Genomic DNA, 25,803 nt, shown 5'->3' with positions numbered 1-25,803 from the left:
ATGAGTCGGAATGCAAACATGTTAAACGAATCCAAAGGAGAATGGGGAGGTTTATGGACAGAAAAGAAGCTGGAGGCTTTTTCAAAGTATGTATGGTCTTATCTTACGATTATGAAGAAGTACCCATATTGGAAAACTATATACTTTGATGGCTTTGCTGGAAGCGGTACAAGAGAAAAACGGACGAATAGAGATTTAATGCAGCAACTTAAAATCACAGAAGAAGAAGAAAGAACATATAAAGGAGCTGCTGAAAGGGTATTAGGATTAGAGAATTTGGGTTTTGATTATTATTATTTCATTGATAAAAATGAAGAATCATTAAATAAATTAAAACAGAAGTTAAACGAACAATTTAAAAATAAAAACCTGGAATTTAGACTTGGTGATGCAAATGAGCAATTAAATAAACTTGCTAAAGCATTGCAAGATAATAAATATGCTGCTTTGGTTTTTCTAGACCCATTTGGAATGCAAATTGATTGGAATTCAATTGCAAATTTAAAAGGTACCCGATCTGATGTATGGATTTTAGTACCTACAGGAGTAATTGTAAACCGTTTGCTTGATAAAGCTGGGAAATTGGAATTTAGTGATAAACTTGAATCTTTTTTTGGGCTCCCAATAGCAGAAATTAAATCATTTTTTTACGAAGAAAAGAAGATCCCAACACTTTTTGGAGAGGAAGAAATTATTACAAAGGTTTCTAAACCTATTGAGAAAATTGCAAATTTGTATGCACAGCGTATGAAAACAATTTGGGAACATGTTACAGAAGAACCATTAGTTTTAAAGAACAGTAATAATGTCCCAATTTTTCACTTTGTATTCGCATCCAATAACAAGAACGCAAAAGAAATTGCCAAACAAATCATCGATAAAATTTAACACATGGCACAATCGAGCATAGAATGGACTGAAATGACTTGGAACCCAACAACGGGTTGCAATAAAATTTCAGCGGGCTGCAAATTCTGTTACGCAGAAGTAATGGCAAGACGACTGAAAGCAATGGGGGTTGAAAAATATGCTCAAGGCTTTGATTTAGCAATTCACGAAGATGAATTACAAAGACCATACGCTTGGAAAAAGTCGAAAATGGTTTTTGTGAATTCCATGAGTGACCTATTTCATAAAGATGTGCCTATTGAATTTATTCAAAAGGTTTTCAGGGTTATGAAAGAAAACCCTCAGCACGTTTTTCAAATTTTGACTAAACGGGCTGATGTACTTCTTTATTATGATAAAGAAGGTTTGTTGGACTGGACACACAATATTTGGATGGGCGTTTCAGTAGAAAACAAAACATTTATGAATCGCATAGACTTGTTACGACAAACCAACGCACGAGTGAAATTTTTAAGTTGCGAACCTCTAATCGGACCTTTACCTAATTTGAATTTAAAAGGCATTGATTGGGTAATAGTAGGAGGTGAAAGCGGCAGAAAACCAAGGCCAATGAAAAAGGAATGGGTATTGGATATTAAAGAACAATGCAAAAAAAATGATGTTGCATTTTTCTTTAAACAATGGGGCGGAACGAATAAAAAGAAAACTGGAAATCTTTTGGAAGGAAAACAATATTTGGAAATGCCAGAACTTGAATCCTATTGAGCAAAATCTGCAAGAAAAAGATTAAATGCTTATTAAAGCGCTCAATATAAAAAATGAAAACCCTATTTAAATAAAGTGGAAGATATTATATAGTGGAAGATTATTTGATAATATCGTAATAATGAACGAAACCGAAACCAGAGCAGAACTTATAGACCCTGCCTTAAAGGCTGCAGGATGGGGTGTTGTAGAAGGAAGTCGCATCCGTATGGACTTTCCGATCAACAAAGGTCGTTTAATTGGTCACGGGCAACGTTCCCGCCCGGACAAAGCCGACTATGTATTGCAATACAAAAACAGAAACCTGGCGGTTATAGAAGCCAAGTCGCGTGATAAGCACTACACAGAAGGGGTTGCACAGGCTAAAAGTTATGCGGAAAGGTTAAAGGTTCGGTTTACGTTCAGCACCAATGGTTTACAGATCTACCGCATCGATATGCAGGAAGGACAGGAAGGAGAAGTATCTTCCTATCCTACGCCCGATGAATTGTGGGAAATGACTTTTGGGGAAGAAAACCAAAGCAAACCCCAAACAGCCTATTGGCGCGATAAGTTACTTTCCATCCCGTTTGAAGACCGTGGCGGTACCTGGCAACCACGATATTATCAGGAAAATGCTATTACAAAAGTTTTGGAAGCCGTTGCTGACGGCAGACAACGTATATTATTAACCCTCGCCACAGGAACAGGAAAAACTGCCATTGCCTTTCAGATAGCTTGGAAATTGTTTCACGCAAAATGGAACATCCAGAAAGACGGCCAAAGAAGCCCAAGAATTTTATTCTTAGCCGATAGAAATATTTTGGCCGATCAGGCATTCAACGCTTTTTCTGCATTTGAAGAAGATGCGTTAGTGCGCATCAGTCCAAGTGATATCAAGAAAAAAGGCAGAGTGCCGAAAAACGGAAGTGTGTTTTTTACCATTTTCCAAACCTTTATGAGCGGGCCAAACGATACGCCGTACTTTGGCGAATACCCAAAAGACTTTTTTGATTTCATTATTATAGACGAGTGTCACCGTGGCGGAGCCAATGACGAAAGCAGTTGGCGTGCCATTATGGAATATTTCAGCCCTGCCGTTCAGCTTGGTTTGACAGCCACACCCAAACGTACCATCAATGCAGATACTTACAACTATTTTGGTGAACCGGTTTATGTGTACTCACTCAAAGAAGGAATCAATGACGGATTCCTAACGCCTTTTAAAGTCAAACAAATTGACACCACCATCGATGAATATATATTCACCCCAGACGATACCGTATTGGAAGGCGAAATCGAAGAAGGCAAACGATACACCGAAGCGGAAATGAACCGCATCATTGAGATTAAGGAACGAGAAGAGTATCGGGTAAAGATATTTATGAGCCTAATAAACCAAAACGAAAAGACTTTGGTTTTCTGCGCTACACAATTACACGCTTTGGCAGTTCGGGATTTGATTAATCAATATGCTACGTCTAAAAACCCTAATTACTGCCACCGAGTTACCGCACATGACGGGAAATTGGGTGAACAACATTTAAGAGATTTTCAAGACAACGAAAAAAGCATTCCAACCATTCTCACCACTTCACAGAAGTTAAGTACGGGAGTAGATGCTCCAGAGGTGAGAAACATTGTTTTGCTTCGTCCTGTAAACTCCATGATTGAGTTTAAACAAATCATTGGACGTGGAACAAGATTGTTTGAAGGAAAAGATTACTTCACAATTTATGACTTTGTAAAAGCACATCATCATTTCAGCGACCCTGAATGGGATGGAGAACCCATAGAACCTGAAACACCCACACCAAGACCACAGCCCCAACCTTGTGATGTTTGCGGACACAGACCATGTATTTGTGCTCAAGAACCACCACCAGAACCTTGTCCTGTTTGTGGTTACTCTTATTGTCGTTGCGACAATCCACCAAGACGAATGATAAAAGTGAAATTGGCAGATGGAAAGGTGCGTCAGTTTCAGCACATGATTAGTACATCTTTTTGGAGTCCGGAAGGAAGACCGATATCGGCTGCAGAATTTCTGGAATCCATTTATGGAACATTGCCTGAATTGTTCAAAAATGAAGATGAATTAAGAGAAATATGGAGTAAACCCGACACGAGAAAAAAACTGCTGGAGGAACTTTCTGAAAAGGGTTTTACTAAGCAACAGTTGACAGAATTTCAAAAATTACTAAATGCCGAAAACAGCGACTTGTATGATGTACTGGCATATATCGCTTTCAATTCCAATATTTTGGAACGTAAAGACAGAGCTGAACGGGCTAAAATTTACTTGAACAACTACGACCTTAAGCAACAAGAGTTTTTAAACTTCGTTTTAAATCAGTATGTAAAACAAGGTGTTGACGAACTGGATGAAACCAAAATCGGTGATTTGCTTGTATTGAAATATCGTGCTATTGCAGATGCAAAAAAAGAGCTGGGAGATATAGCCACGATTAGAAACACGTTTATCGGTTTCCAGGGTTATTTGTATGGTAATAGTGTTGCAATATGACAATTCCCATTTTATATATCATCCTCTTCATAAAACCCAAAAGAGGTTGCCACACAACCTCTTTCTTATTCCTAAACGAATAGCTTCTTCCACATGGGTATACCCCTCATCACTACCCATAATGCACAATTCACCTTTTAATCAGAAAAGCGGGCATTCCCTAATTTCGGGATTTTAGCCTCGATCTACTTGTGCGGTATGTAGCATACTTACCGAGGTAAGTTGTGAGTAATGTATTCTATATCATATCATCTACTGCCAGAACAAAGAAATTTGTATTTCTTTCTGGAGTACCCCCAATGAGACAAATGATTTTTGGACACTATGCATAAACCATAATCTTGAGATTTCAAGGAAAAACGAAGGACTATTAGCTATGCCTTAGGCTTCGAAAACCTCACTCATTTCACCCGCTTATTCGAACAACACATCGGCATGAAACCGAAGAAGTATAGTAGTCAGTTTTGACAATGATATATAAATTTTTCCAACAATCATCCACTCATCAATATATAATAAAAAACAACGAAAGCATTAGAGTGCTTTGTGTTTCGTGCCCCATTTTCTCAACTCATTAATAAGTGGCTTCAGAGCATAGCCGATGGGTGTCAGCTCATACTCCACACGAGGAGGAATTTCGGCATAGACTATACGTCTTACAATTTTATTTTCCTCGAGCTTGCGCAGCTGTAAGGTTAGCATCCGCTCCGTAATGTTGGGAAGACATTTTTTCAGTTCACTAAAACGAAGCTTTCCATTAATTAAATAGCAACAAATAGCTAGCGCCCATTGTCCACCGATAATATGTGATGCATATACTTCTACACACTCTTCTGCTAAAGCTTTTTTATTAGCATAGTTAGTTGAAGTCACTTTAATTTTTGACATTACTTACAAAATTTATAGTACCTAACAATTGGTTGCTTACCAACAAAAGTAAAGGTTGTGATGTTAGTTTCGCAAACCAAAATTTAAAACGATCGTATTATGCAAAAATTAGTTATAGTAATTCATCCCAATATTGAAAATTCACAGGTCAATAAAAGATGGATAGAAGAATTAAATAAATATCCCGACCAATATTATGTTCACCAATTGCACAAAGCATATCCCAACGAAAATATAGACATCGCAGCCGAACAAAAACTGGTAGAACAGTTTGATACGATAATCTTTCAGTTCCCTTTCTACTGGTTTAACTGCCCGCCCTTTTTTAAAAAATGGCTGGACGAGGTGCTTACCTATGGTTGGGCTTATGGGAGCAAAAGTGGCTACAAGATGGGCGGCAAAAAAATTGCACTAGCAATATCTGTCGGTATCGACGAACACGAATACCATCCTACAGGAAAGTACAAATATACTCTAGAAGAACTAACTCGCCCCTTTGAACTAACATTTGAATATATAAGAGCCGATTATCGTTCTTTCTTTGCCTATTATGGGATTGAAAGAAACAGTACCCAAGAGTGGATCGAAGCCAGTGTTGCGCCATATATTGCTTTCTTGGAGAAGCTGTAGCTAAAAGGCAATTTCACTCCTAATCTAGGTAAGATAAATTCTTAGGGCCCCTATAAAATATAATCCCATATCACACTATCACACATTACTAAAGAATCAACAGGTATTACAAGCAAACCCTGAAATGCCAACAAACTATACATTTTATTAGGAAAATTTTATGCAGTGCTTAATTTTGAGGTGTTATTAATAATATAGCTAACGATACCTCAGACACGAAATGATAAAAATATCTGACCATGGTAATTAGTATATCATGCTTGCACTACCAATCGGAAGTGAATATAACTATATAATGAAAAAAAGGAATAAGTTTTAAAATATAACTATGAAGAAAACACACCCCTACCAAACTACACTAAAATGGACAGGCAACCTAGGTACAGGCACCAGCTCTTATACCAGCTATGAGAGAGCTTATACCATCAGTATTGAAAACAAAGCAGACTTGTTAGGTTCTTCAGATCCGGCATTTCGAGGCGACAAAACCAAGCATAATCCTGAGGAGTTATTAGTGAGTTCTCTATCTTCATGTCACATGCTCTGGTACTTACATTTATGCTCTAGAGATGGTGTTATCGTTACTGAATATAAAGATAGCGCCACAGGGATAATGGTAGAAACGGAAGATGGAGGAGGATATTTTAGCGAAGTAACCTTAAACCCGGTAGTTACCGTTGCTGAGACATCCATGATAGCAAAAGCCGAGAAACTGCACCAAGAAGCTAATAAATTGTGTTTTATAGCAAACTCCGTAAAATTCCCAGTACATCACAAGCCTTTAATCAAAACAAAATAAACACCACCTCTTATTATAATAAATGGGGATGCTAAACCCTGTATGCATGCCGCCATACAGGGTTTTTATATAGCTATACCTAAATCATATGATTTGCGAAGATGCCAAAAGTATCCCAAATCATACGACCACTTTTACACTCCAATACTAAAATTAAAATAAACAACGAAGAGGTACTCCACGAGGGTTATGCATTATCCTGAGCCTATCAAGTATTGCTATGCATACAATTCTAATACGCTTCAATGTACATTTTTACCGTTTCACTGATTTTATTATTTACAAAAAATACCAATCGTATTTTCTTTGTGCATTATGTTTCACTAAAAACTCTTATATGAAAAAGACATTCATTGCGATTTTAATAACACAAACACTATTAGGCAACGTTTCAGCCCAAACTAATAGAGCTGATAGCTTTAAGGCTGATAAAGAAGAAATGCAAGCTATGATGATAGCCTATAAGGAAAAGCTCAATCTCAGTTCGGAACAAGAAAGAAAAATGGAAGCGATAAACAAACAATATATAGCAGACTTAAACGCAATTAAAAGCTCCAATGCAACGAAGTTAAATAAGTTAAAAAAACTCAGAGCCGCTAATGAGCGAAAAGATCAGCAAATGAAAAAAATACTCAATTCCCAACAATACGCGATTTATAAAGCTGAGCAAGAAAAAATAAAGCAGAAAATAAAAGAAAATAGAAACAATTAATCCTACTCACAAAAACAATGAAAGCTAAAATTTTCTTAGGACTTTTAATTCTGTCAATATCCAGTTTTACCTACATAGCCTGCAGCAAAGACAAAGGCCTCGATGTTCGTTATAAAGAAACCATTGTAGTTGATGGCATCACTCGAACCTATATTGTGAGAGTTCCTTTCAACTATCACCAGAATGATGCGCCTCTCCCCTTAGTCATCGGAATGCACGGAGTGGGTGGAAGCGGTGAGCAATTTGAGAAAGATTACGATTTTTCAAAAAAAGCCGACGAAAGCAATTTTATTGCAGTCTACCCCGACGGGGTTCAAAAAGCTGATGGGTTGCTAAAAATTCGCTCTTGGAACTCCGGAGGCTGTTGCGATTATGCGATGAATCAGAATATAAATGATGTAAATTTCATTCAAACACTCATAGAAATTCTACCACAACGATTTCGAATCAATTCAAGAAAAATTTATGTGGTAGGAATGTCTAATGGTGGTATGATGGCATATCGCCTGGCAACAGAGCTTTCTCATAAAATAGCTGCAGCAGCCAGTGTGAGTGGGAATATGATGAATACACCTGACTCCTCTCTTAGCGGCCCCATTCCCATTTTACACATTCATTCTAAATTAGACACAAAAGTGCCTTTTTCAGGAGGTGTGGGTATTGGAGAGGTACATTTTAAACCTGTAGAAGAAGGATTGGCATACTGGCGCAATAGAAATAATTGTCTATCAGAAGCTGACAGTATTCAAAAAAGCAATTATACAATTCAATCATGGAAAAACTCCGATGGTAAAATAATGCTTCAGTTATATCTGACAGTCGATGGCGGGCATTCCTGGCCAGGTGCAATGAAAATGCGGGCCATCGGAGACGATCCATCGCAGGCAATTAAGGCAAATGATGTAATTTGGGATTTCTTTAAAAACTATGAATTACCCTAAAGGGAGGCTCAAAGTGAAAAATTCTAATGTCGACCAGTAAAGAAAAAATCCTATTCTGTTTGCTTAGTGCATTGGGAATAGCCTTTATATTCTCCCTTCCGAGAGTAGTAATTGCGCTATACATACAATTCAACTATGGAAATAACATCAGCGCAGATACTCAAAGTAAAATAATAGACCATGCTATAAAATTTTCATACACCTACGTTGTTGCCCTAGTTTTTTTATGGCTAAACACAACACGCAAAACATGGCAATATTATTCCATTAAAATTAACACCCACAAATTCTACATCAGGCTACTACTAAATATCATACTATTTATAGCGGTAAGATACATCAGCATCAATCTTAATATGCATCTTGCCGCTATTCCCATGGTTCCTAAGTTTCATTTTTTCCTATTTCATATATCGCTAACTCTGGAAGTACTATTCTGTCTATTTATTGCGGAAATCTATATGCTCATAAAGCGCAATCAACAAATCTCATTAAATAATGAGATATTACTTAAATCACATGCTGAGGCATCCTACGAGGCTTTAAAAAATCAGATAAATCCTCATTTTCTATTTAATTCTTTCAACACCATTCAATCGTTAATAGACGTCAACTCACAGGCAGCAAAGCAATTTATTAGCAACCTGTCTACCGTATACCGCAATATACTTAACAGCTTTCACAAACCAGTAATAAGTCTGAACGAAGAATTACAGTCACTTCGCGCCTATCTGGACATGATGCAAGAGCGCCATAACGGGAATTTGCAGGTAACATTAAACATACAACGGCATCATCTGGATAAATTCCTCCCTCCCATTTCGTTGCAATTATTAGTGGAAAATGCCATAAAGCACAATGAAGTATCGAATCGACGCCCCTTGACAATTATCATCGAATCGGAAGACAAATACATTCAAGTAAAAAACCAACTACAACCCAAAAAAACAGCAGAACCCTCTACAGGAAAAGGACTATACAATCTCAATCAACAGTATCAGCACATCTGCAATCAATCCATACAGATTCGCAAAACAGGTGAATGGTTTATAGTAATTTTACCATTATTACAACAACAGAATATAAGCTAAACTCATTGCGACAATGAACATAGCAATAATAGAAGATGAAAAACATGCAGCGGAAAGATTAATAAAAATGATTGCAGAAATACTGCCTCAGGCAAATTTTTACCCACCGATAGATAATATTGATGAGGCAATAAGCCTCTTAAACGCTTCTAAACAAATCGACCTAATTTTTCTAGATATACATTTAGCAGATGGCAATGCTTTTGAAATTTTCAAATCCGTGCCCTTGCACTTTCCTATTATTTTTACAACTTCCTATGACCAGTACGCATTAAAAGCATTTGAATTAAATAGTATTGATTATTTATTGAAGCCGATACAAAAGGAAAAACTGCAGCGAGCTATCGACAAGTTTCTTAACAGAAAAGAAAAATTCATGCTCAATCAGCTCATCGCCGAGCAGCTCAGTAAAATGATTACATCAGCTCCACCTATATACAAGGAAACTTTTTTAATTACTTTTAGAGACAAATTAATACCCGTCCCTGTAAAAGAATTTGCATTATTTGAGATTAAGAACGGAGTAATATATGGATATTGCGAAAACGGCAAAGTTTACACACTGGAAGAACGTTCTTTAGATGAATTATCCCAGCAATTAAATCCAAAATATTTCTTTCGAACCAACAGACAATTTATAGTAAATAAAAAAGCTATTAAAGAGGCCTCCCATTACTTCAACGGAAAGCTTTTACTGAACATCTCCATAAACTTAAAAGAAAAAATTATTATAAGTAGGGAAAAGGCCGCGGAGTTCAAAAAGTGGATGGAGGAATAAACCTCCATTTTAGAAAACATACTGAGTTTAATACAATACTCAGTAGGACTAATGATGGCTTAAGTAGTTTCTTCCACTATTTTCTTCAATCCCTCAAGAACTAGCAGCCAAGTGGCTTCTGCATGTTTTCTTCTTTCATCACTGTCCAGATTCTCTTGCGTGATGCTTAGCCTTACTCCATTTTCTACTTCAGTAAGCTCGTAAGTCAAAAGTTGATAAAATTCAGGAGTATCAGGTAATCCACTCATAGAACTCCAATAATTATACACTAGCTTGCTATTCGGCTCGAATTGAAGAATAGTACCTTTATCTTCATAGGAGGTACCGTTCCATTCCCCTCTGAAAATAATAGGAGCCCCAATTTCCCAGCTAGAACTTAGCTTAGTACCATAAAAGTACTTCTCCACTATTTCAGGTGTAATTAATGCATGCCATACCGCTTCCGAGAAGCTTTAATAAAAACGTCTATTCTTGCTATATACCCTTTCATGTAATAAAAATTTAGGCTTAGAGAGCATTCATGCTCTAGTAATTTTATCATATAGTGGTTTTCTTGAGCACGATTCAACATCAATGCTAGATATTGAACCACGAGTCTACGGTAGGCTTAAATACTGCTACTAAGTTTAGCAGTCAAAAGATTCTTATAATGTTCCTTATTACTATATATCAGAAATAAATTACAAAACAGCATGATAAGCGCCAGAAGTAGACCTTCCGGCGCGATAAAGCAATGCACCAGGAAAATATTAATAGTAATAGGTAAAATGGCAATTGATGCTAATAAAACATATCTATTTAGTAAAAAAGCTATACCACATATCAGTTCCACTGCCTTTATAAAAGGCATTAAATAAATGGCAGCATTAATACCGTCATTAAAAAGTTTCATACTGCCTACTAACTCTGCCTCCGGCGTTAGCTTTAAAAAAAAGGGTACGGAACCAATTAGTAAAATGACACCCAACAGGATTCTGAGGATTATTATAAGTTTTCGCATATCGTACAGGGTTTTCAACTATATGTAATTCCGTTTCGAAGGAATATCGCACTTCAAGATACTATTACTCTATTCTGCGATATTTTATCTTTAAAATAAAGTATCTTGATTGTAAAGATAAATATTTTTAGCATTTGAGCAAAAATTTTTCGAAAATATTATGATAAGGGTGTATTATCGTGGTAATACACATGCTGTCATTGAGCATGATATTAATTGTACGAGCCTAACTTTTTACTACTTTTGATAATAATCTTCAGATAGGTATCGTTAAGAACCTATGAATAGCATCCCAATACTTAGTAGAAGACGTATATCTTTAGAGAATATAAAATATGTAATAAAATACACAACCTCTAAGAAATAAAACACCAAATCATCGCTCCTCCTCAGCATCTTTCTGATTACATTAGAATGTTCTGGTTCTTGGAGTTTGATGCTTCACCCGAAAACATTTTCACCCATCTTTCGTTCGCCCATCATTGCTGTGAAATCACCTTCTGCTATAAAGGTCAGTTCAAAGTTCAATCTGCTACTAACCCAACCAGCATATTAGCCTCCGGCATATACGGTCAAACACTTCATAACAGCACAATTACCTCAGACCAAAGCTTCGGTATTTTTGGTATTTATCTTTATCCCTATACGTTAAAGCAATTGCTGGGAATACCGGCTTGCGCATTGACAAATCAAATGCTAGACATGAGAGCCCTTTGCGGGAAAACTGGTGAAGAACTAGAAGAAAAGATAATGCTGGCTACTAATAATCAAGAGCGGGTAAGTATCGCTATCCGTTTTTTTGAATCTTTATTAAGAAATATTCAATCTGAGAATACGGCCATTTGTAGATCCATTAAGACACTTTCGAACAATTACAACTTAGTATCGGTAAACGCTTTGGCCAAAAATCATTATTTATCACTCCGACAATTTGAGCGAAAGTTCAAAGAGCTTACAGGTTTTGCTCCACAGAAGTTTCTGCGAATTGTCAGATTCAATGCTTTATTAACAAAGCCCATTTTAAATGATAGACTTATTGACATTGCCTTAGACTTCGGCTTTTATGATGAAGCACATTTTAGCCGTGATTTCAAAGAACTTTCAGGTCTCAGTCCTAAAAAATACTTTAAGACAGCATATAAGGCTGCTAGCGACAGGGGTATTGTGCAAGTTTTGTAGAATGTCGTTTTTATACAAATTTTTATTGTCGCCTAAAAATAGCTTTGCCATAAAAAATAGATATGAAAAACCATATTGCAGCCCTGATGATGATCATCCTATTGCTATGTACCATCGGACAAGCATCCTCTCAAATAACCGATAATCCGAAACTATTCAATGAAGGAGGCTATGTAAAAGGGATTACGGTAGCAAGAGTATTCGGGCTGACAGAATTCATACTGGGAATATCTGGGCTCGTATTAAGCATTCGAGCTAAGAGAACAGGCAGGAAAAAACTAGTTAATATTGGATTAGTGTTAAGTTTATCAGCCGTTTTATTTAGCATCATTCATATTTGCGTAACGGCAGGAGCAGTATTCGGTTCCGGTAGAGGAAAAGCAGGATCGTTGTTCGCTTCCATTATAGGACTTATCGGTATTATTGTTGCTACACAAGCTCTGCGCTCTCAAAAACCAAACAGCTCTGCAGGCACTGCATCTCGATAAATATTATATGAGTACGTGTAAAACTACAAATGAAATATTAAGAAAAAGGGTAAGTACACACAACTTAAAACGGTTTCTCGTCTTACTGTTCATAACTTACCCTTTTGATATTCCTGCATTTTACTCCAGAGCCAAGTCTACAGCAGCTAAGGAATGAATTTTAGTAGTATCAAAAACCGGAATATCGATATCATCCTGTTTAATCAGCAAGGGAATTTCCGTACAACCCAAAATCACACCCTCAATTTTATGCTGATCTTTTAGGCGTTGTATAATTCCCAAATACTCCTTTTGTGTTTCGGGCTTGAAAATACTACGTCCCAACTCATTTTCTAAAGTATACGTAATATACTCCCTCTCCTCTTGAGAAGAAGGCACTACTACTTCTATACCCATATTTTCGAGTTTGGAACGATAAAAATCTAGTTCCATGGTAAATTTCGTCCCGAGCAACCCCACTTTGCGAAGGTTGTGGTTCAAAATTTGCTTACCTGTTGCCTGGGCAATATGTATAATTTTCACTTGTGGAAACCGATGCTGCAGAGGATCGTATACAACATGTGCCGTATTGGCTCCTAAAAGGATAATCTCTGCACCGGCATTAATGAGCTTTTCAGTAATCTCGGAAAAATATATAGTGAGATGATCCCAATCATAATTTCTCAGGTAGCTCTGAAACTCATGAAAATTGACGGAATAGAGAATAATTTCAGCCGTATGTAATCCTCCGCGCTTCTGATTTGCATACTCGTTAATAATCCGATAATAGTCAATTGTAGATACCCAGCTGGTGCCGCCTATTAGGCCTATCTTTTTCATAGCTTATAATTATATCGATGCAACCAATACACGATTGGCAAAGTACATCTACAAAATACAACAAAATGTTATGCTGATTGTTGCAGCAGATAACGTTTTACATGCTGAATCTGGTGTATATGCCTCTTCGTGTGATCTATTTGCAACTGTAGCCATTCATAACGGGTTAGCTTCCCTATAAATGGAACTTCGAAGTTTTCAATCAATAAACTTAAATCATTGTTTTTAGAAAAGATCACAATCTCATTCGCAATATATCTCAATGCGGAGATCAGCTCAGCCTTATCAATAGGTTCTAATCTAGGATAAGTGGCTTCACCTTTTTCCTGCTTGTACTTCACATTAAAGTTGAGGAAAATGGCACTAATTTGAGCGACCTTCTCATCTGGCAAACGATTAGATGGCACCGCATGATCACGCGCTAATGCGAGCGTTTGTAAGGTCTTTTGTATATGATCGCCTATTTGGGCAACTGACCAGGTTTCTTCATCAGGTTGTTTATTGAGTAGTGAATCAGGAGTGGTCTCAATAAGACGAATAAACTCCTTCATCGTAGTATCAAAATTATCAATTATTGAAAGGTCCATTCTTGTCAAATAAATTTATTTATCGGCTTGGCTGATACTTTAAAACAGCTATACCACATTCAAATTTTATGGCATCGGCTAGTTGAAAATGCTTGAGGGCATTCAATGCTCCGAAAATAGAAAGCCCCGAGCTTATGGCAGCAGGATTGATAAAGAGATGATATTCGTCTATTAAATCATGCGCAATTAAAGAAGATACAAAGCCCGCTCCACCATATGCTATGATATTTTTTCCATCCTGTTGTTTTAGCTCATTTACTTCTTGAACTAAATCGGCTTTAGCTATAGTGGTATTATCCCAAGGCGACTCCGTTAAGGTTCTCGAAAAAACAATTTTTGGAGTTTCTGTAAAAATCTTACCGGCCTCATATTCGGGGTTATTGGGATCTGCAGCTACACTTGCCCAATGCGGGATAAAGCCTTCGGCCAGTTTGCGACCCAGCAGAATAGTATCCATTGAGTTGGTAAGTTCCGTTACATAGGCTATGATATCTGGAGTCCAGGCAAAAGTCACCCAATCCATTTCTCCATTAACACCTCCAATAAAACCATTAATGGTACATTGGGTTTGCAATACTAATTTTCTCATTTACTTGTAATTTAAAAAGGTTTTGTAATGCTCGAAATTATTTATTCATCTATACAATCCATCCTTTTGCTTTAAAATATTTCCAAATGGCCATGACATGCCCATGTCCCAACTGGTAGTGTTCGGCCAACCATCTACACAAAATAGAAGCTTTCATCTGAGGACTAAATGTGCCATCAGCTTCCATCCCTTCTTTAAAAGCCTCAGGGGTACTTCCTGTTTTCTTCTTGATGTTATCAATATATGCTTCAAAAGACATATGCTAATTGTTTTTTAGTGCGAAACTTCTAAAATTTATATTTCGAAAAACTCAGCTGCTACCATCAGTATTGCAAACACAACTAGAAAAGATATGCCCCTTCACCGCTCACCACTTGTACCATCACAGCACCTACCTAATATGCTAATAACATACACAGACACCATACAGCCACTTCAATAAACATAAAATAGTGGCGATAAAGAGATATAAATCTAGAGGGCCCCAAACAGATTCGGGAAGACCAAGAGCAATGGATCTTTTCACAGACTTGGGGTGCATCATCAATTTCATAAGTCCGCCCAAAATTAAAAACCGGCAAATAATCTATTTTATAATTTATCAACCCTCTAAACGGGTTGAGAAACTGCCCGTCATTCCATGGTTTAAATTTTCAATCAAAACTACTACTGTCCAGTATGCAACATGAGGTACGTAAATGACATAATTGGGGCATTTTGCGACATTTCTCCTAACTTTACCTTCAATTAATATAAGTTATGGCAAATATGAAGCATGTAAGCATTCTTGTGCCCCAGTCTGCGGTCATACAGGCCATAGCGGATCCCAAATACTGTTTTGACACCGTAAATCGCTTTCTAACGGAACAAGGCAAGAAGCCTTATTTCATAACCGAATTGGTAGGACTTAAAAATAATGTGAAGCAGTATGACGGTACGTATACCATTCATACTAATAAGTTAATTCAAGATGTAAGGAAAACGGATCTGATTATTATCCCTGCCCTATCTGGCGATTTGAATAAAGCCATCGAGCTGAATAGAGCGTTTATTCCGTGGATTATACAACAATATCAGCGTGGTGCAGAAATTGCAGCTCTATGTTTAGGTGCTTTTCTGTTGGCAGAAACAGGCTTGCTAAACGGGAAACGTTGCTCTACACACTGGAATTTTCAAAATCTGCTACAGCATCGATATCCTGAAGTACATGTTCAAAACGGACATATTGTAACGGAAGAGAAAGGTATCTATTCAAGCGGTGGGGCTCATTTTTACTGGAATTTGCTATTGCATCTCATTGAGAAATATACCAACCGAGAGCTTAGCGTACTTGTGGCTAAATATTTTGCTATTGGCTTAAATCGCGAAAGTCAGTTAGCCTATAGCATCTTCCAGGGTCAGAAGGAACATCAGGACGACTCCATAAGAGAAATACAGGAATATATTGAGCAACATGTGGATCAACGCCTTATAGTAGAAGACTTAGCCCAACAATATGCATTGGGCCGCCGCAGCCTGGAACGCCGATTTAAGGCTGCTACAAACAATACCGTTCTTGAATATATACAACGTGTGAAAATAGAAGCCGCAAAACGCCTTTTCGAATCAAGTAGAATGAGTATTAAAGAGGTAATGTTTGAAGTAGGTTATACCGATTTAAAAGCTTTTCGAATCGCATTCAAAAAAATTACCGGCCTTACACCTATTGAATATAAGCAGCTATATAATAAGCTATTTTCATTCGCTAACTGAGAATGTCTATGAAGACAATAAATATGACAGAATATTTACCCTCATCGACACTAAGCGATTTTATTCAATCGTATCGATTTATCGAAAGTGCTGAAGGCAATATCAATTATATACTGCCTAATGCTTCACCGACTATAGCGATACGATATCGCGGACAGTTCGCATACAGACATACACCCTTGCCTCAAACACTTGATCCTGCAATAGTAACAGGAATAACTCCTACCCTTCGGAAGATTGAATACCTACCTAACACAGCAGCCCTGATTATTACTTTTAAGCCCTTCGGTATTTTACATTTCATCAATATTCCACTCCACGAACTCCTAGCCGTTACCCTCTCGCTAGAAAACTTCTTCCCAGCATCCGCATTAATGTCTATACAGGAACAATTGGCCTCCGCTCCTTCTAATAAGGAGCGCGTTAAGATTATCGAACAGTTTTTAGTACTTTATTTAAAACCGAAAAAATGGGATCCGCGAATACAAGAAGCAGTTCGAGAAATCAATATCACCCATGGTAATATTAGGATTCGGGAACTTATACAAAAATTATATATCAGTCAAGATGCCTTTGAAAAGAAATTTAGAAAATATGTTGGCGCAGCTCCTAAACAATACGCACGAATCATACGCATGAGGCATACTGTCCAACAACTCCAACAATCGCCTCGTAATATACTAGATACTGCATTGGAACTTGGCTATTATGATCAAGCACATTTCACAAAAGATATTAAGCAGCTTACAAGTATCGCCCCCGGGAAAATCAGTACTGGAACAAAGTTCTGGTAGTGCGGTTTGTGACAGTTACAAATATTATCTTAAACTCTTTGAGATAATCTGGAAAAGTCCTTGTTAAACTTTAATCTATATTCAAAAGGAGATAATCCTGTTACCCTTTTAAAGACATCCCGAAAAGCCTTTATATCGTTGTACCCTACCTCATACATTATTTCATTAATCGTTCTTCTACTGGATTCTAAAGACTTTTTTGCAGCTTCTATTCTTACTCTTTGTAAATACTCCATAGGAGTATTACCGGTGGCCTTCACAAATCTTCTGTCAAAGTTTCTCCTTCCAATAGCAAGTTGTGAAGCTAATTTATCAATCGATAATTTTTCATGCATATTGTTTTCTATATAATCCTGGGCTTGCAGAATAACATGATCTCCATGAGATTTCTGTCCTGAAAAAATAATAAAGGCCCACTGATCATTTCTATCTATTTCAATTTGGAAAATCTTAGAACAAAAAATAGCAGTTTATCTGTCAAAATACTTTTCTACTAAATATAGGAGAAGGTTCAAAAAAGAATAAGCCCCACCATTAGTATAAATACCCCCTTCATCAGTTATGAGCCTATCCACCTGCAATTTAACTCTTCGAAATATTTCCTTAAAAATACCAGCAAAAGACCAATGTGTAGAACAAACTCTATTATCTAATAGCCCTGAGGCAGCCAGTAAAAAAGCACCGGTACAGATACTGGCAACCTCAGCCCCATTTCTATATTGTTTTTCAATCCAATCAATCAAATCTCCATTTTGCTCTATTGCCGTTTGACAATTATGATTCAGCGATGGAATAATTATCAAGTCTGTTTTATTAATGTGTGTAATACTCTTATGAGGCTTAGCGGTAAATAAGCCTCCAAAAAACTCCATCACTTCACCGGTACCTACAACTCAACTTTATAGGGCATTGTTCCTTGCTTTTGGCTCCAGATAGCATTGGCACGAGTTAACATTTTATATGAGCCCACAATACTACTTAGATTATTCTCTTCCTGAGGAATTAAAACAGAGATGTGCTTCATAAGATTTCTTTTGATAAAGTTAGTAAATGATATTGTCTCAAACACCCCGCCACAATGTCTGAAACACACATCTTAAAGGTTAAATACAGACAATAATTTTGTGTCTAAACGAACAAATCCCTCTTGTATGGAAAAATCTAACTTCAACTACATCTTGTTCTCGAACCTACTACACAACAAGTTTTTCCACTCATTCTTGATGCGAAATCTTGGTGGACGGGATTCTTTAATGAAGAAATTAAAGGCCCAACAGATAAACTCAATAGTGAATTTAGCTTTCATGCAGCAATGGCGTGCACTATTCAAAACAAAAATTAGTAGCACTAATACCTAATCAAAGAATCGTCTAGCTGGTAACCGAAAGTAATTTCAGCTACATAAAGAAAAGTGATGAATGGACAGGGAACCAACTAATTTTCGAAATATCACAAGAGAATAATCTAACAAAAATCTCATTTATACATGACGAGTTAACAACATCGGCGGAGTGTTACCCATCATGCTCACGATCCTGGACACAATATTTACAAAAAGGGTTAAATATCATCTTAAATAAGCATCCTTAATGAGACTCCTAATGAAAAAAAATCATATCAGCAATAGTAATCATTATGATGATAAGTTGCGGTTATCAAAGCGGTATCCGTTCATTTCTACGAATACGCTAAAACCGTTCAGAAAGCTATCGTCTTAAAAGTTTTTACTCATCAAACTCACGTATGGTTAATAGATGATATTACATCTCAAGACACAGTTGAAGCTATAAATGCTATAAAAACATTTATCAATACCTCTATAAAATAAGTCTTCTTTGGGAATCTAAAGGATAACAGTAAAAACCTAGTGTCTCTGTAAGTCTCTCAATAGCATATATAGATTATCATTATCCGGGAAAGTTAGCAAGCTTTTTCTTAAACGCTCTTGAAGCTGCACCACCGTACTTTGATGCCCAAACAGCCATTTCATAAAGCACGGGTCTAAGGTCAGCTCCTTTCTTAGACAATTCATAGGTTACATAGGGAGGAACCACCGGTTTCGATTTTCTGATAATAAGCCCCTCCTTCTCCAACTGCTTTAATTGTTGAATTAATACTTTCTCTGTAATGGTCGGAATGGACTTTTTCAATTCACTATATCTTTTTCTTCCTGTAAGCAAACTAAAAAGAATGATCGGCTTCCAATATCCCCCGATTAACGCTACAACGAAAGTTACAGGACAATTATTGAAAGCGTTAGCTTTATTTTCTTGAATTACAGATGATTCTTTTACTGATGTCATAGAAATATTATTTATGCCTATCATAGGGTAAGTACTTGTACAAAAGTAAGTATGATAATAGTTTTGTCAAAATTAAAAAACAATAAAAATGAGAATTACAGTAACAGGCTCTTTAGGAAATGTTAGTCGCGCATTAGTTACGCAACTTGTAAAAGGAGGTCACAATGTAAATGTTATAAGCTCCGATAAAAACAAGGTAGATGTCATAAAACAATTGGGCGTCACACCTTTGATTGGCTCACTTCTCGATACCGTCTTTGTAGAAGACAGTTTCAAAAATGTAGATGCTGTTTTTACAATGGTGCCACCCAATTTTATGGCTGATGACTACTATGAATTTTCGAAAACCGTTCAAGAAAATTATATCAATGCAATAATAAAAAACGGTATTAAAAAGTCTGACAAATCGATTCTCATACATTTTTACAGATCAGTCTTCCCTGAGGTAAACCCGATTATAAGCTGAGAATCATTCAACCGTCTCTAGGAAAAGGTAGCCAGAGTTTGCGTCGCACCGTTATATACAAACAACATCCTTGAATTGGAGGAGTACGATACCTATAAGCGCAGATTAGTAGTTCCGTTTTAAGAAAGCTATTTCAATCTTGAAATGGCTTTTATTGTTTATCACAAATGCAGTTAGTGCTTATTATAACCACCAATTTCTACGATTCAACAAACGATCCATAATTCACCACCACCTGATTACCCCACTCTGTAATTGCCTCCAAAATGGGTACAAAACTTTCTCCCAATTCTGTGAGACTATATTCCACGCGAATAGGCGGTTTCTTTCCATAAACCTTTCTTTTCACCAATCCGTCTTTTTCCAACTGCTTTAGTTGCAAACTCAATGTCATCTCAGTCACAGAAGGCATTTCCCTGTGAAGCTCACTATAACGCTTGGAACCATCCTTTAAATGATACAATATCACAGCCTTCCACTTTCCGCCCACCAAATCCATGGTTAAACTTACTGTACAGGGATATGTCTTACCTTTTAATCTTACAAAGGGACTAAGGCATTCAATTTTCTTCATTATTTATACCTATTGTTTTAGATAGTTATTGCAAACTTAGATAACTAAAAATAGTTTTGCAACTAAAATTTTTATAGTATGAATTTAATGATCTTAGCACATCCCAAATTTGACCAGTCCATCGCTAACAAAACCATTGTGGAAGCCCTCAAGGAAAGCGGTGTACCTCTTGATATTCGGAATATTCACGAATTATACCCCGATTACCAGATTGATATTAAAGCAGAGCAGGAAAACCTCCTCAAGTATCAAAACATCATATTGCAATATCCATTTTATTGGTACAGCATGCTGGCCATTCTTAAACATTGGATTGATGAAGTATTTGAATATAGTTTTGCCTATGGCAACGAGGGAGATAAACTGAAAGGAAAGAATCTCATTCCAAGTTTTACTGTAGGCTCTTCAAAAGAAAGCTACTCTGCGTTAGGCTTTCAACATTTCCGAATATACGAATACTGCAAGCAACTAGAACAAATCGCTTATTACACACAGATGCATTACATTGAACCTATATATTCCTACGAAACCTCTCTGGCTGCGGGATATTCAAAAAAATCAATAATTAAGGTTGCGTATCAACACGCCGAACGCATAATACACCAACTTCAGCTAGTTGATGAAATGCACTCGCAGGAAAAATAATGCTAACTTATCTTGAAAATTTTCGCATGGCGCCCACCTATTGCGCATTCCGTGCAAAGCGCAATAGGTTATTTACTACTGTTAGTAGCTTTTCCCCATTCATTAAGCGATTCTAGAACGGGGCGTAATGTTCTACCAAATTCGGTGAGTTTATATTCTACCCTCGGTGGCACCTCTGGAAAAGTTTCCTTGGTTATCAGTCCGTCGCTTTCCAGCTCTTTCAACTTTGCCGAAAGCATCCGCTCTGAAATCCCCTCCAATAGACGTTTTAATTCTTTAAAACGCAGCGAATCGTGCTCAAATAGATAGGCCAGAATATTTACCTTCCATCTACCACCAATGAAATCCAGCGCCTTAAAAATGCTGCAAAACTCTTTGAGATGGGTCTTATTTTGAAAATTGGTCGAGGATGTTTTTACTGAATAGGCCATAATGAATGCTTTTCCAATTCCTACAAATTTCTCTGTTTTAAAAAAGGCCAACTGCCTAAAATACCTTTGTCAAAAATATTAAGAATATGAGGAAATCAACAGTATTTATTCATTGGATAGCATTTGCTGCAGTAGTTATTATTTTCGGATATGCAGGTTTACGCAAAGTAATACTTGAAAATACAATGGTCCAAGCAATGGACGAAATGGGCTTTAACGTTCCTTGGACACTCGCTATAGGTATAGCCGAAGTTCTAGGTGTACTATTTATGCTATATGGCATCAAAAATGCTCGTTGGAAAAGCATAGGCGCATTATTATTGTTACCCTTCGCCATAGGAGCTTTTACTACGCACATGGCACATAATGAATACCATCACTATCAACAATCGCTCTGGATGTGCATTCTAATTCCCATAGTATTAGCTACTACCAAAGGTTTTCGTATTATACTGGCCCAAAATCAATGATTTTTTACAATGCAAGAAAGAATTTTAAAGGGAACTTTGCTGTAAAACTTAATCGTTGTATGAAGACACTCCATTTTGCATTACTGTTCAGCATAGGTTTGTTAATTCCCTATGTATCATTCGCACAAACCCACCAAAATCATCAGCCCATGAAACATTTTAGTTTATTGGTAAGAGTGCCACTCTCCTATAGTACGGAAATTGCAGCGAAAGCATTTCCCCAGTGGCAAGCATTGATAGATGACTGGAAAGCTAAGGGAATCTATGTGTTCAGTTTTGCTTTTCCAGGGGAAGGTTATACTGTTACCGGCTCCGCTAAAAACATCAAGAAAGAATCAGTGCTATCCGACAATCGACGCGTAGTGAGTCAGGTTGTAATTCGCGCAGAAAATATAGACCAGGCGGTAAAGCTAGCCCAAGATATACCGGTATTGCCCTACGATGGCGCCGTTGAAGTGCGCGAAATCCCTCAGCCGCTGACCTTCGTTAAAGAATAACTATCAATAGCTAATGATTGAATAGGCTGTCTCGGTTAAACAGGACAGCCTATTATTATAAATTTCACTTTATTTAGATGCCGCATTAAGAAAAGTCTATTTGGGCAAGTTATCACATGCTACTAAATGAATCGCAATATCAATTTGCCGTTTTTTCTTCATACACATCATATCCTCGCTCTATGGCCATATATACTTCAGGATGGGCTGGAGCCTTAAAGCTAAATTGCGCATAAAGTCCATGAGCGTCCCGGGTAGCCAACATCACTCTACGTAGCCTTTGTACAAAATCGAGTTTGATGATATGCTGCATCATTTTCTTGGATAATCCGCATCCTCTGTATTCAGGCAATACATATACATCGCATAAATAAGCAAAAGTAGCATAATCCGTTACCAGACGTGCAAAGCTTACTTGCTTAGCATTATCGAAAAATCCCAAGCAAAAAGAATGCGCTAAGGATGTCTTTACCATATCGAACGGGATGCCTTTAGCCCAATAGCTATGCTGACTAAGAAAATGATGAATGGCTTTCACATCCATTTGCTCATACCCTACTCTTAAATCCAATTTATGATATTTTTGTTCCATTACTATTATGTATTACAACGAAAAGACACCTAGCATCCATATAATTTTCTGTCAGGAATTAGGTACAGCACTACCTGAAAGCATCAATTCCATTTTGGTATCTGCCCTCTTATATTTTCCAACTTCAATAGGAACATCCTTAAAACCTAATCTTCTATAAATAACTAACGCCGTTTGTAGCGAGCTTTGCGTATACAAGATTATTTTTTTACACCTATTTGTCGGGCTTTCGTAATGGCTGTTTCACATAATAGCTTACCGGCTCCCAATCCCTGAAATGCCTCATCCACGGCCATTTTAGTCAGTTCCATAGTGGTATCGTCAATTTTCTTCAGTGCCACTGTGCCTATAATTTGGTGATCATATGCAGCAAATAAAATCACTCCTCCATCTTGTAGAATAGCTTCTTCGGGGTGGTACAATACATATTCATCAACTGGCTCCATTACAAAAAACTTTTCAATCCAGGCTTTATTAAGAGCAGCAAAATAGTGCCTCCATTCAGGCCGATAATTTTCAACACAAATCTGTTTCATACTACTATTTGAAATAAATTAACCTCAATATTATTATAGTGTTTCGGGAGATGACTTTGTGGTGGTAGCTTTCTACGCCCCACCCACTGAAATCCCAAGCGCTGATAATAATTGGTCAACTGCTTGTTTTGCGCCCAAGTATCCACCCGTACGAATTTTTTATGCAGCTGTTGGGCCATTACAATTGCCCAGTCTATTATTTTTCGAGTCAGCTGCTGACCACGATATTGATTGCAAATTGCCATACGATGTAGATAAATCGCTTCGTTGCCTTTTGTATCGTTCCATATTTCCGGTTCCTTCCATACGATAGAAAATACAGCGGCCAACACGCCCTGCCCATCATCTAAAACATAATGCCTATTCTCCAATATCTCATTTTCGATAAAAGCACGCTCAAACACCGGCCAGCTATAACCACTTTGCAGTAACTGATAGGCCCGAGCTTCTGCATAAATAGCTTCTACCAACGGTAATTCTGAAATCAGGGTATTTCTTATATGCATACTGCCAACATTTAAAGTCAGCAACAAAAGAACGAAAAAACATTATATGGATACAGATACAATTTTTGTATTTTTGATAGATACAGTTTAAAGCAATGAAAGAATTATTATACCGAAAGATTGCCACTACCTTAGCCGAAAAAATAAAAAACGGAACACTTCAGACAGGGGATAAAATGCCTTCTCTCCGGGTTTTACATAAAGAATATGGCGTAAGCTTGAATACTGTAATTCAGGCCTACTGGGAGCTAGAAGCGCAGGGATTGATTACTTCGCGTCCGCAGTCAGGATTTTATGTTAGTTATGAACCTTCGCGATTGTCCGTTCCATCGGTCAGCCGGCCTTCGGGACCTAGCGAAGTAGATGCAACGGAAAAACTGATTGCAAAAGTATACGCGCGTATCAGTGATGAAAGCATCACGCGATTCTCATTAGGTGTACCGGAAAATGAATTATTACCCATCGCTAGGCTTAATAAAGAACTGATGCATGCCATGCGCAGTCTCAAAGGTGGAGGTACTGAATATGAAGAAATACAGGGCAGTATCGAGCTACGCAAGAATATTGCTTGGCTCACTTACACCTGGAACGGACGTATGCATGAGGATGATATTGTTACAACAGCCGGAACCATGAATGCGCTTTCTTTTGCGCTCATGACAGTTACAAAGAAAGGCGATACCATTGCGGTTGAAAGTCCGGTTTACTTCGGTATTTTACAACTGGCCAAAAGTCTGGGACTACACGTACTTGAACTTCCTACGCATCCTGTAACAGGAGTGGAAATAGAGGCATTGAAAAAAGTGCTTAAAAAAATAAAAGCATGTGTTTTGGTATCCAACTTCAATAATCCTTTAGGCAGTTGCATGCCCGAAGACCACAAGAAAGCTGTAGTGGAAATGTTAGCCACACAGGGCATTCCGTTGATTGAAGATGACCTTTATGGTGATTTATATTTCGGAAGTAGTCGCCCCAAGCCCTGTAAGGCTTTCGATGAGGAAGGATGGGTATTATGGTGTAGTTCCGTATCCAAAACTTTGGCACCGGGTTATCGTGTAGGTTGGATTGCACCCGGACGTTTTAAGGAGAAAATTATTCATCAGAAATTTACACACTCCGTTTCTTCAACTACCATCACCCAGCAGGCCATTGCACATTTTTTAGAAAAAGGCAGATATGAACATCATTTGCGTAAACTAAGAGCTGAACTGCATGCCAACAGTTTACAATTCATACGAGCCGTATCGGAATATTTTCCTGAAGACACAAAAGTGAGTCGACCACAGGGAGGTTTTATGCTTTGGATAGAGCTGGGTAAAAATATCAACACCGAAGAACTTTACGATATAGCTATTCGTCAGAAAATCAGCATTGGGCCGGGCAGAATGTTCTCTCTACAAAACCAATTCAACAACTGCCTACGCCTAAGCTATGGACAACGGTGGTCGGAGCAAATAGAAGAAAAGCTAAAGCGATTGGGAAAGTTAGCGAAAGGGTTGATGAAATAATCTCCTAGTGCCATGGACGCATAGTATCCCACAAAACTGCGATTGCCATATAAATCCAACACTAATTTTTAATAAATTCGAAGCCCAATAGTATTCATACCAAAACAA

At 37.5% G+C, this 25,803-nt stretch carries 34 protein-coding genes and 1 pseudogene; 19 read left to right on the top strand and 16 right to left on the bottom strand.

The features are described from left to right. From tcmP to PIECOFPK_RS09085, 4 genes are all read left to right on the top strand, one after another. Positions 1-888, top strand: coding sequence for a three-Cys-motif partner protein TcmP (gene tcmP, locus PIECOFPK_RS09100; RefSeq protein WP_409965661.1), 888 nt, complete (start codon positions 1-3; stop codon positions 886-888). Between the two features lie 3 nt (positions 889-891). After that, complete coding sequence (locus PIECOFPK_RS09095; RefSeq protein ID WP_409965660.1) at positions 892-1,614, top strand: DUF5131 family protein; 723 nt, start codon at positions 892-894, stop codon at positions 1,612-1,614. Positions 1,615-1,735: 121 nt separating this feature from the next. Beyond that, the gene (gene hsdR, locus PIECOFPK_RS09090) at positions 1,736-4,120 is read left to right on the top strand and encodes an EcoAI/FtnUII family type I restriction enzme subunit R (protein WP_409965659.1); all 2,385 of its coding nucleotides are present in this window, start codon (positions 1,736-1,738) and stop codon (positions 4,118-4,120) included. A gap of 369 nt (positions 4,121-4,489) precedes the next feature. Beyond that, a complete protein-coding gene (locus PIECOFPK_RS09085; RefSeq protein WP_330975568.1) occupies positions 4,490-4,588 on the top strand; it encodes an AraC family transcriptional regulator in 99 nt (32 codons plus the stop codon). A 66-nt stretch (positions 4,589-4,654) separates the two neighbouring features. On the opposite strand, the gene PIECOFPK_RS09080 is transcribed toward PIECOFPK_RS09085, so the two are convergent. Next, positions 4,655-5,008 (bottom strand): winged helix-turn-helix transcriptional regulator, encoded by a 354-nt coding sequence (locus PIECOFPK_RS09080; protein ID WP_330975458.1) that lies wholly within the window; start codon positions 5,006-5,008, stop codon positions 4,655-4,657. 99 nt (positions 5,009-5,107) lie between these two features. On the opposite strand from PIECOFPK_RS09080, the gene PIECOFPK_RS09075 reads away from it, so the two are divergent. The 6 genes from PIECOFPK_RS09075 to PIECOFPK_RS09050 all read left to right on the top strand — a co-directional run bounded on the left by PIECOFPK_RS09075 (position 5,108) and on the right by PIECOFPK_RS09050 (position 9,959). Then, a complete protein-coding gene (locus PIECOFPK_RS09075) occupies positions 5,108-5,638 on the top strand; it encodes an NAD(P)H-dependent oxidoreductase (protein ID WP_330975459.1) in 531 nt (176 codons plus the stop codon). A 328-nt stretch (positions 5,639-5,966) separates the two neighbouring features. Next, entirely contained in the window at positions 5,967-6,437 is a 471-nt protein-coding gene (locus tag PIECOFPK_RS09070; RefSeq protein ID WP_330975460.1) for an OsmC family protein, read from the top strand. Between the two features lie 337 nt (positions 6,438-6,774). Continuing rightward, positions 6,775-7,149: a hypothetical protein gene (locus tag PIECOFPK_RS09065; RefSeq protein ID WP_330975461.1), complete on the top strand. Its 375-nt coding sequence runs from the start codon at positions 6,775-6,777 to the stop codon at positions 7,147-7,149. Between the two features lie 17 nt (positions 7,150-7,166). Then, positions 7,167-8,090 (top strand): alpha/beta hydrolase family esterase, encoded by a 924-nt coding sequence (locus PIECOFPK_RS09060; RefSeq protein ID WP_409965658.1) that lies wholly within the window; start codon positions 7,167-7,169, stop codon positions 8,088-8,090. A gap of 26 nt (positions 8,091-8,116) precedes the next feature. Beyond that, the gene (locus PIECOFPK_RS09055; protein ID WP_330975463.1) at positions 8,117-9,181 is read left to right on the top strand and encodes a sensor histidine kinase; all 1,065 of its coding nucleotides are present in this window, start codon (positions 8,117-8,119) and stop codon (positions 9,179-9,181) included. A gap of 13 nt (positions 9,182-9,194) precedes the next feature. Then, on the top strand, positions 9,195-9,959 hold the full coding sequence (locus PIECOFPK_RS09050; RefSeq protein ID WP_330975464.1) for a LytR/AlgR family response regulator transcription factor: 765 nt from the start codon (positions 9,195-9,197) through the stop codon (positions 9,957-9,959). A gap of 59 nt (positions 9,960-10,018) precedes the next feature. Here the strand turns inward: PIECOFPK_RS09050 and PIECOFPK_RS09045 are convergent. After that, positions 10,019-10,390, bottom strand: a pseudogene (locus PIECOFPK_RS09045) (SRPBCC domain-containing protein); the annotation flags it as partial. A gap of 176 nt (positions 10,391-10,566) precedes the next feature. Continuing rightward, positions 10,567-10,959, bottom strand: coding sequence for a hypothetical protein (locus PIECOFPK_RS09040; protein WP_330975465.1), 393 nt, complete (start codon positions 10,957-10,959; stop codon positions 10,567-10,569). A 363-nt stretch (positions 10,960-11,322) separates the two neighbouring features. Here PIECOFPK_RS09040 and PIECOFPK_RS09035 point away from each other — a divergent pair, with 363 nt between their 5' ends. Together PIECOFPK_RS09035 and PIECOFPK_RS09030 are read left to right on the top strand one after the other, a co-directional pair. Beyond that, the gene (locus PIECOFPK_RS09035; RefSeq protein WP_409966814.1) at positions 11,323-12,138 is read left to right on the top strand and encodes a DUF6597 domain-containing transcriptional factor; all 816 of its coding nucleotides are present in this window, start codon (positions 11,323-11,325) and stop codon (positions 12,136-12,138) included. A gap of 62 nt (positions 12,139-12,200) precedes the next feature. Next, a complete protein-coding gene (locus PIECOFPK_RS09030; RefSeq protein ID WP_330975466.1) occupies positions 12,201-12,626 on the top strand; it encodes a DUF6223 family protein in 426 nt (141 codons plus the stop codon). A 120-nt stretch (positions 12,627-12,746) separates the two neighbouring features. Here PIECOFPK_RS09030 and PIECOFPK_RS09025 read toward each other — a convergent pair whose 3' ends face one another. The 4 genes from PIECOFPK_RS09025 to PIECOFPK_RS09010 form a co-directional block, all read right to left on the bottom strand. Next, the gene (locus PIECOFPK_RS09025) at positions 12,747-13,445 is read right to left on the bottom strand and encodes an aspartate/glutamate racemase family protein (RefSeq protein ID WP_330975467.1); all 699 of its coding nucleotides are present in this window, start codon (positions 13,443-13,445) and stop codon (positions 12,747-12,749) included. Between the two features lie 68 nt (positions 13,446-13,513). After that, positions 13,514-14,032 carry a DinB family protein gene (locus tag PIECOFPK_RS09020; protein WP_330975468.1) on the bottom strand — a complete coding sequence of 173 codons (519 nt, stop codon included), beginning with the start codon at positions 14,030-14,032 and terminating at the stop codon, positions 13,514-13,516. 19 nt (positions 14,033-14,051) lie between these two features. After that, complete coding sequence (locus PIECOFPK_RS09015) at positions 14,052-14,621, bottom strand: dihydrofolate reductase family protein (RefSeq protein ID WP_330975469.1); 570 nt, start codon at positions 14,619-14,621, stop codon at positions 14,052-14,054. A gap of 49 nt (positions 14,622-14,670) precedes the next feature. Continuing rightward, positions 14,671-14,880, bottom strand: a complete 210-nt coding sequence (locus tag PIECOFPK_RS09010; RefSeq protein ID WP_330975470.1) for a DUF4287 domain-containing protein — start codon at positions 14,878-14,880, stop codon at positions 14,671-14,673. Positions 14,881-15,380: 500 nt separating this feature from the next. Here PIECOFPK_RS09010 and PIECOFPK_RS09005 point away from each other — a divergent pair, with 500 nt between their 5' ends. Both PIECOFPK_RS09005 and PIECOFPK_RS09000 read left to right on the top strand, forming a co-directional pair. Then, positions 15,381-16,373, top strand: a complete 993-nt coding sequence (locus PIECOFPK_RS09005) for a GlxA family transcriptional regulator (protein WP_409965657.1) — start codon at positions 15,381-15,383, stop codon at positions 16,371-16,373. Between the two features lie 23 nt (positions 16,374-16,396). Continuing rightward, positions 16,397-17,167, top strand: coding sequence for a helix-turn-helix domain-containing protein (locus PIECOFPK_RS09000; RefSeq protein WP_409965656.1), 771 nt, complete (start codon positions 16,397-16,399; stop codon positions 17,165-17,167). A 29-nt stretch (positions 17,168-17,196) separates the two neighbouring features. Here PIECOFPK_RS09000 and PIECOFPK_RS08995 read toward each other — a convergent pair whose 3' ends face one another. The 4 genes from PIECOFPK_RS08995 to PIECOFPK_RS08980 form a co-directional block, all read right to left on the bottom strand. Then, positions 17,197-17,502 (bottom strand): helix-turn-helix domain-containing protein, encoded by a 306-nt coding sequence (locus PIECOFPK_RS08995; RefSeq protein WP_409965655.1) that lies wholly within the window; start codon positions 17,500-17,502, stop codon positions 17,197-17,199. Between the two features lie 135 nt (positions 17,503-17,637). After that, positions 17,638-18,039, bottom strand: coding sequence for a DJ-1/PfpI family protein (locus PIECOFPK_RS08990; protein ID WP_409965654.1), 402 nt, complete (start codon positions 18,037-18,039; stop codon positions 17,638-17,640). Positions 18,040-18,053: 14 nt separating this feature from the next. Next, positions 18,054-18,191: a hypothetical protein gene (locus PIECOFPK_RS08985; RefSeq protein ID WP_409965653.1), complete on the bottom strand. Its 138-nt coding sequence runs from the start codon at positions 18,189-18,191 to the stop codon at positions 18,054-18,056. Positions 18,192-19,074: 883 nt separating this feature from the next. Next, positions 19,075-19,470, bottom strand: coding sequence for a winged helix-turn-helix transcriptional regulator (locus PIECOFPK_RS08980; protein ID WP_409965652.1), 396 nt, complete (start codon positions 19,468-19,470; stop codon positions 19,075-19,077). 88 nt (positions 19,471-19,558) lie between these two features. Here PIECOFPK_RS08980 and PIECOFPK_RS08975 point away from each other — a divergent pair, with 88 nt between their 5' ends. Next, positions 19,559-19,936, top strand: coding sequence for an SDR family oxidoreductase (locus PIECOFPK_RS08975; RefSeq protein ID WP_409965651.1), 378 nt, complete (start codon positions 19,559-19,561; stop codon positions 19,934-19,936). Between the two features lie 199 nt (positions 19,937-20,135). Here PIECOFPK_RS08975 and PIECOFPK_RS08970 read toward each other — a convergent pair whose 3' ends face one another. Then, the gene (locus tag PIECOFPK_RS08970; RefSeq protein ID WP_409965650.1) at positions 20,136-20,510 is read right to left on the bottom strand and encodes a winged helix-turn-helix transcriptional regulator; all 375 of its coding nucleotides are present in this window, start codon (positions 20,508-20,510) and stop codon (positions 20,136-20,138) included. 78 nt (positions 20,511-20,588) lie between these two features. On the opposite strand from PIECOFPK_RS08970, the gene PIECOFPK_RS08965 reads away from it, so the two are divergent. Then, positions 20,589-21,155 (top strand): NAD(P)H-dependent oxidoreductase, encoded by a 567-nt coding sequence (locus PIECOFPK_RS08965; RefSeq protein ID WP_409965649.1) that lies wholly within the window; start codon positions 20,589-20,591, stop codon positions 21,153-21,155. A gap of 68 nt (positions 21,156-21,223) precedes the next feature. Here the strand turns inward: PIECOFPK_RS08965 and PIECOFPK_RS08960 are convergent, their stop codons facing one another. After that, entirely contained in the window at positions 21,224-21,586 is a 363-nt protein-coding gene (locus tag PIECOFPK_RS08960) for a winged helix-turn-helix transcriptional regulator (RefSeq protein WP_409965648.1), read from the bottom strand. Between the two features lie 86 nt (positions 21,587-21,672). Between PIECOFPK_RS08960 and PIECOFPK_RS08955 the strand changes: the two genes are divergently transcribed. Both PIECOFPK_RS08955 and PIECOFPK_RS08950 read left to right on the top strand, forming a co-directional pair. Further along, the gene (locus tag PIECOFPK_RS08955; protein ID WP_330975472.1) at positions 21,673-22,056 is read left to right on the top strand and encodes a DoxX family protein; all 384 of its coding nucleotides are present in this window, start codon (positions 21,673-21,675) and stop codon (positions 22,054-22,056) included. A 59-nt stretch (positions 22,057-22,115) separates the two neighbouring features. Next, positions 22,116-22,553, top strand: a complete 438-nt coding sequence (locus PIECOFPK_RS08950; RefSeq protein WP_330975473.1) for a YciI family protein — start codon at positions 22,116-22,118, stop codon at positions 22,551-22,553. Positions 22,554-22,692: 139 nt separating this feature from the next. Here the strand turns inward: PIECOFPK_RS08950 and PIECOFPK_RS08945 are convergent, their stop codons facing one another. The 3 genes from PIECOFPK_RS08945 to PIECOFPK_RS08935 form a co-directional block, all read right to left on the bottom strand. Continuing rightward, the gene (locus tag PIECOFPK_RS08945) at positions 22,693-23,145 is read right to left on the bottom strand and encodes a GNAT family N-acetyltransferase (protein ID WP_330975474.1); all 453 of its coding nucleotides are present in this window, start codon (positions 23,143-23,145) and stop codon (positions 22,693-22,695) included. Between the two features lie 200 nt (positions 23,146-23,345). After that, complete coding sequence (locus PIECOFPK_RS08940) at positions 23,346-23,681, bottom strand: GNAT family N-acetyltransferase (protein ID WP_409965647.1); 336 nt, start codon at positions 23,679-23,681, stop codon at positions 23,346-23,348. Further along, on the bottom strand, positions 23,678-24,187 hold the full coding sequence (locus tag PIECOFPK_RS08935) for a GNAT family N-acetyltransferase (protein ID WP_409965646.1): 510 nt from the start codon (positions 24,185-24,187) through the stop codon (positions 23,678-23,680). The genes PIECOFPK_RS08940 and PIECOFPK_RS08935 overlap by 4 nt, the downstream gene beginning before the upstream one ends. Positions 24,188-24,282: 95 nt before the next feature. On the opposite strand from PIECOFPK_RS08935, the gene PIECOFPK_RS08930 reads away from it, so the two are divergent. After that, positions 24,283-25,695 carry a PLP-dependent aminotransferase family protein gene (locus PIECOFPK_RS08930; RefSeq protein WP_409965645.1) on the top strand — a complete coding sequence of 471 codons (1,413 nt, stop codon included), beginning with the start codon at positions 24,283-24,285 and terminating at the stop codon, positions 25,693-25,695. Positions 25,696-25,803 lie beyond the last annotated feature (108 nt).

The sequence above is a fragment of the Chitinophagaceae bacterium C216 genome, from assembly GCA_028485475.2.
Taxonomy (GTDB): Bacteria; Bacteroidota; Bacteroidia; order Chitinophagales; family Chitinophagaceae; genus Niabella; species Niabella composti.
The sequence above is the reverse complement of the archived record's forward strand: the minus strand, read 5'-3'. Positions and strand labels throughout refer to the sequence as shown.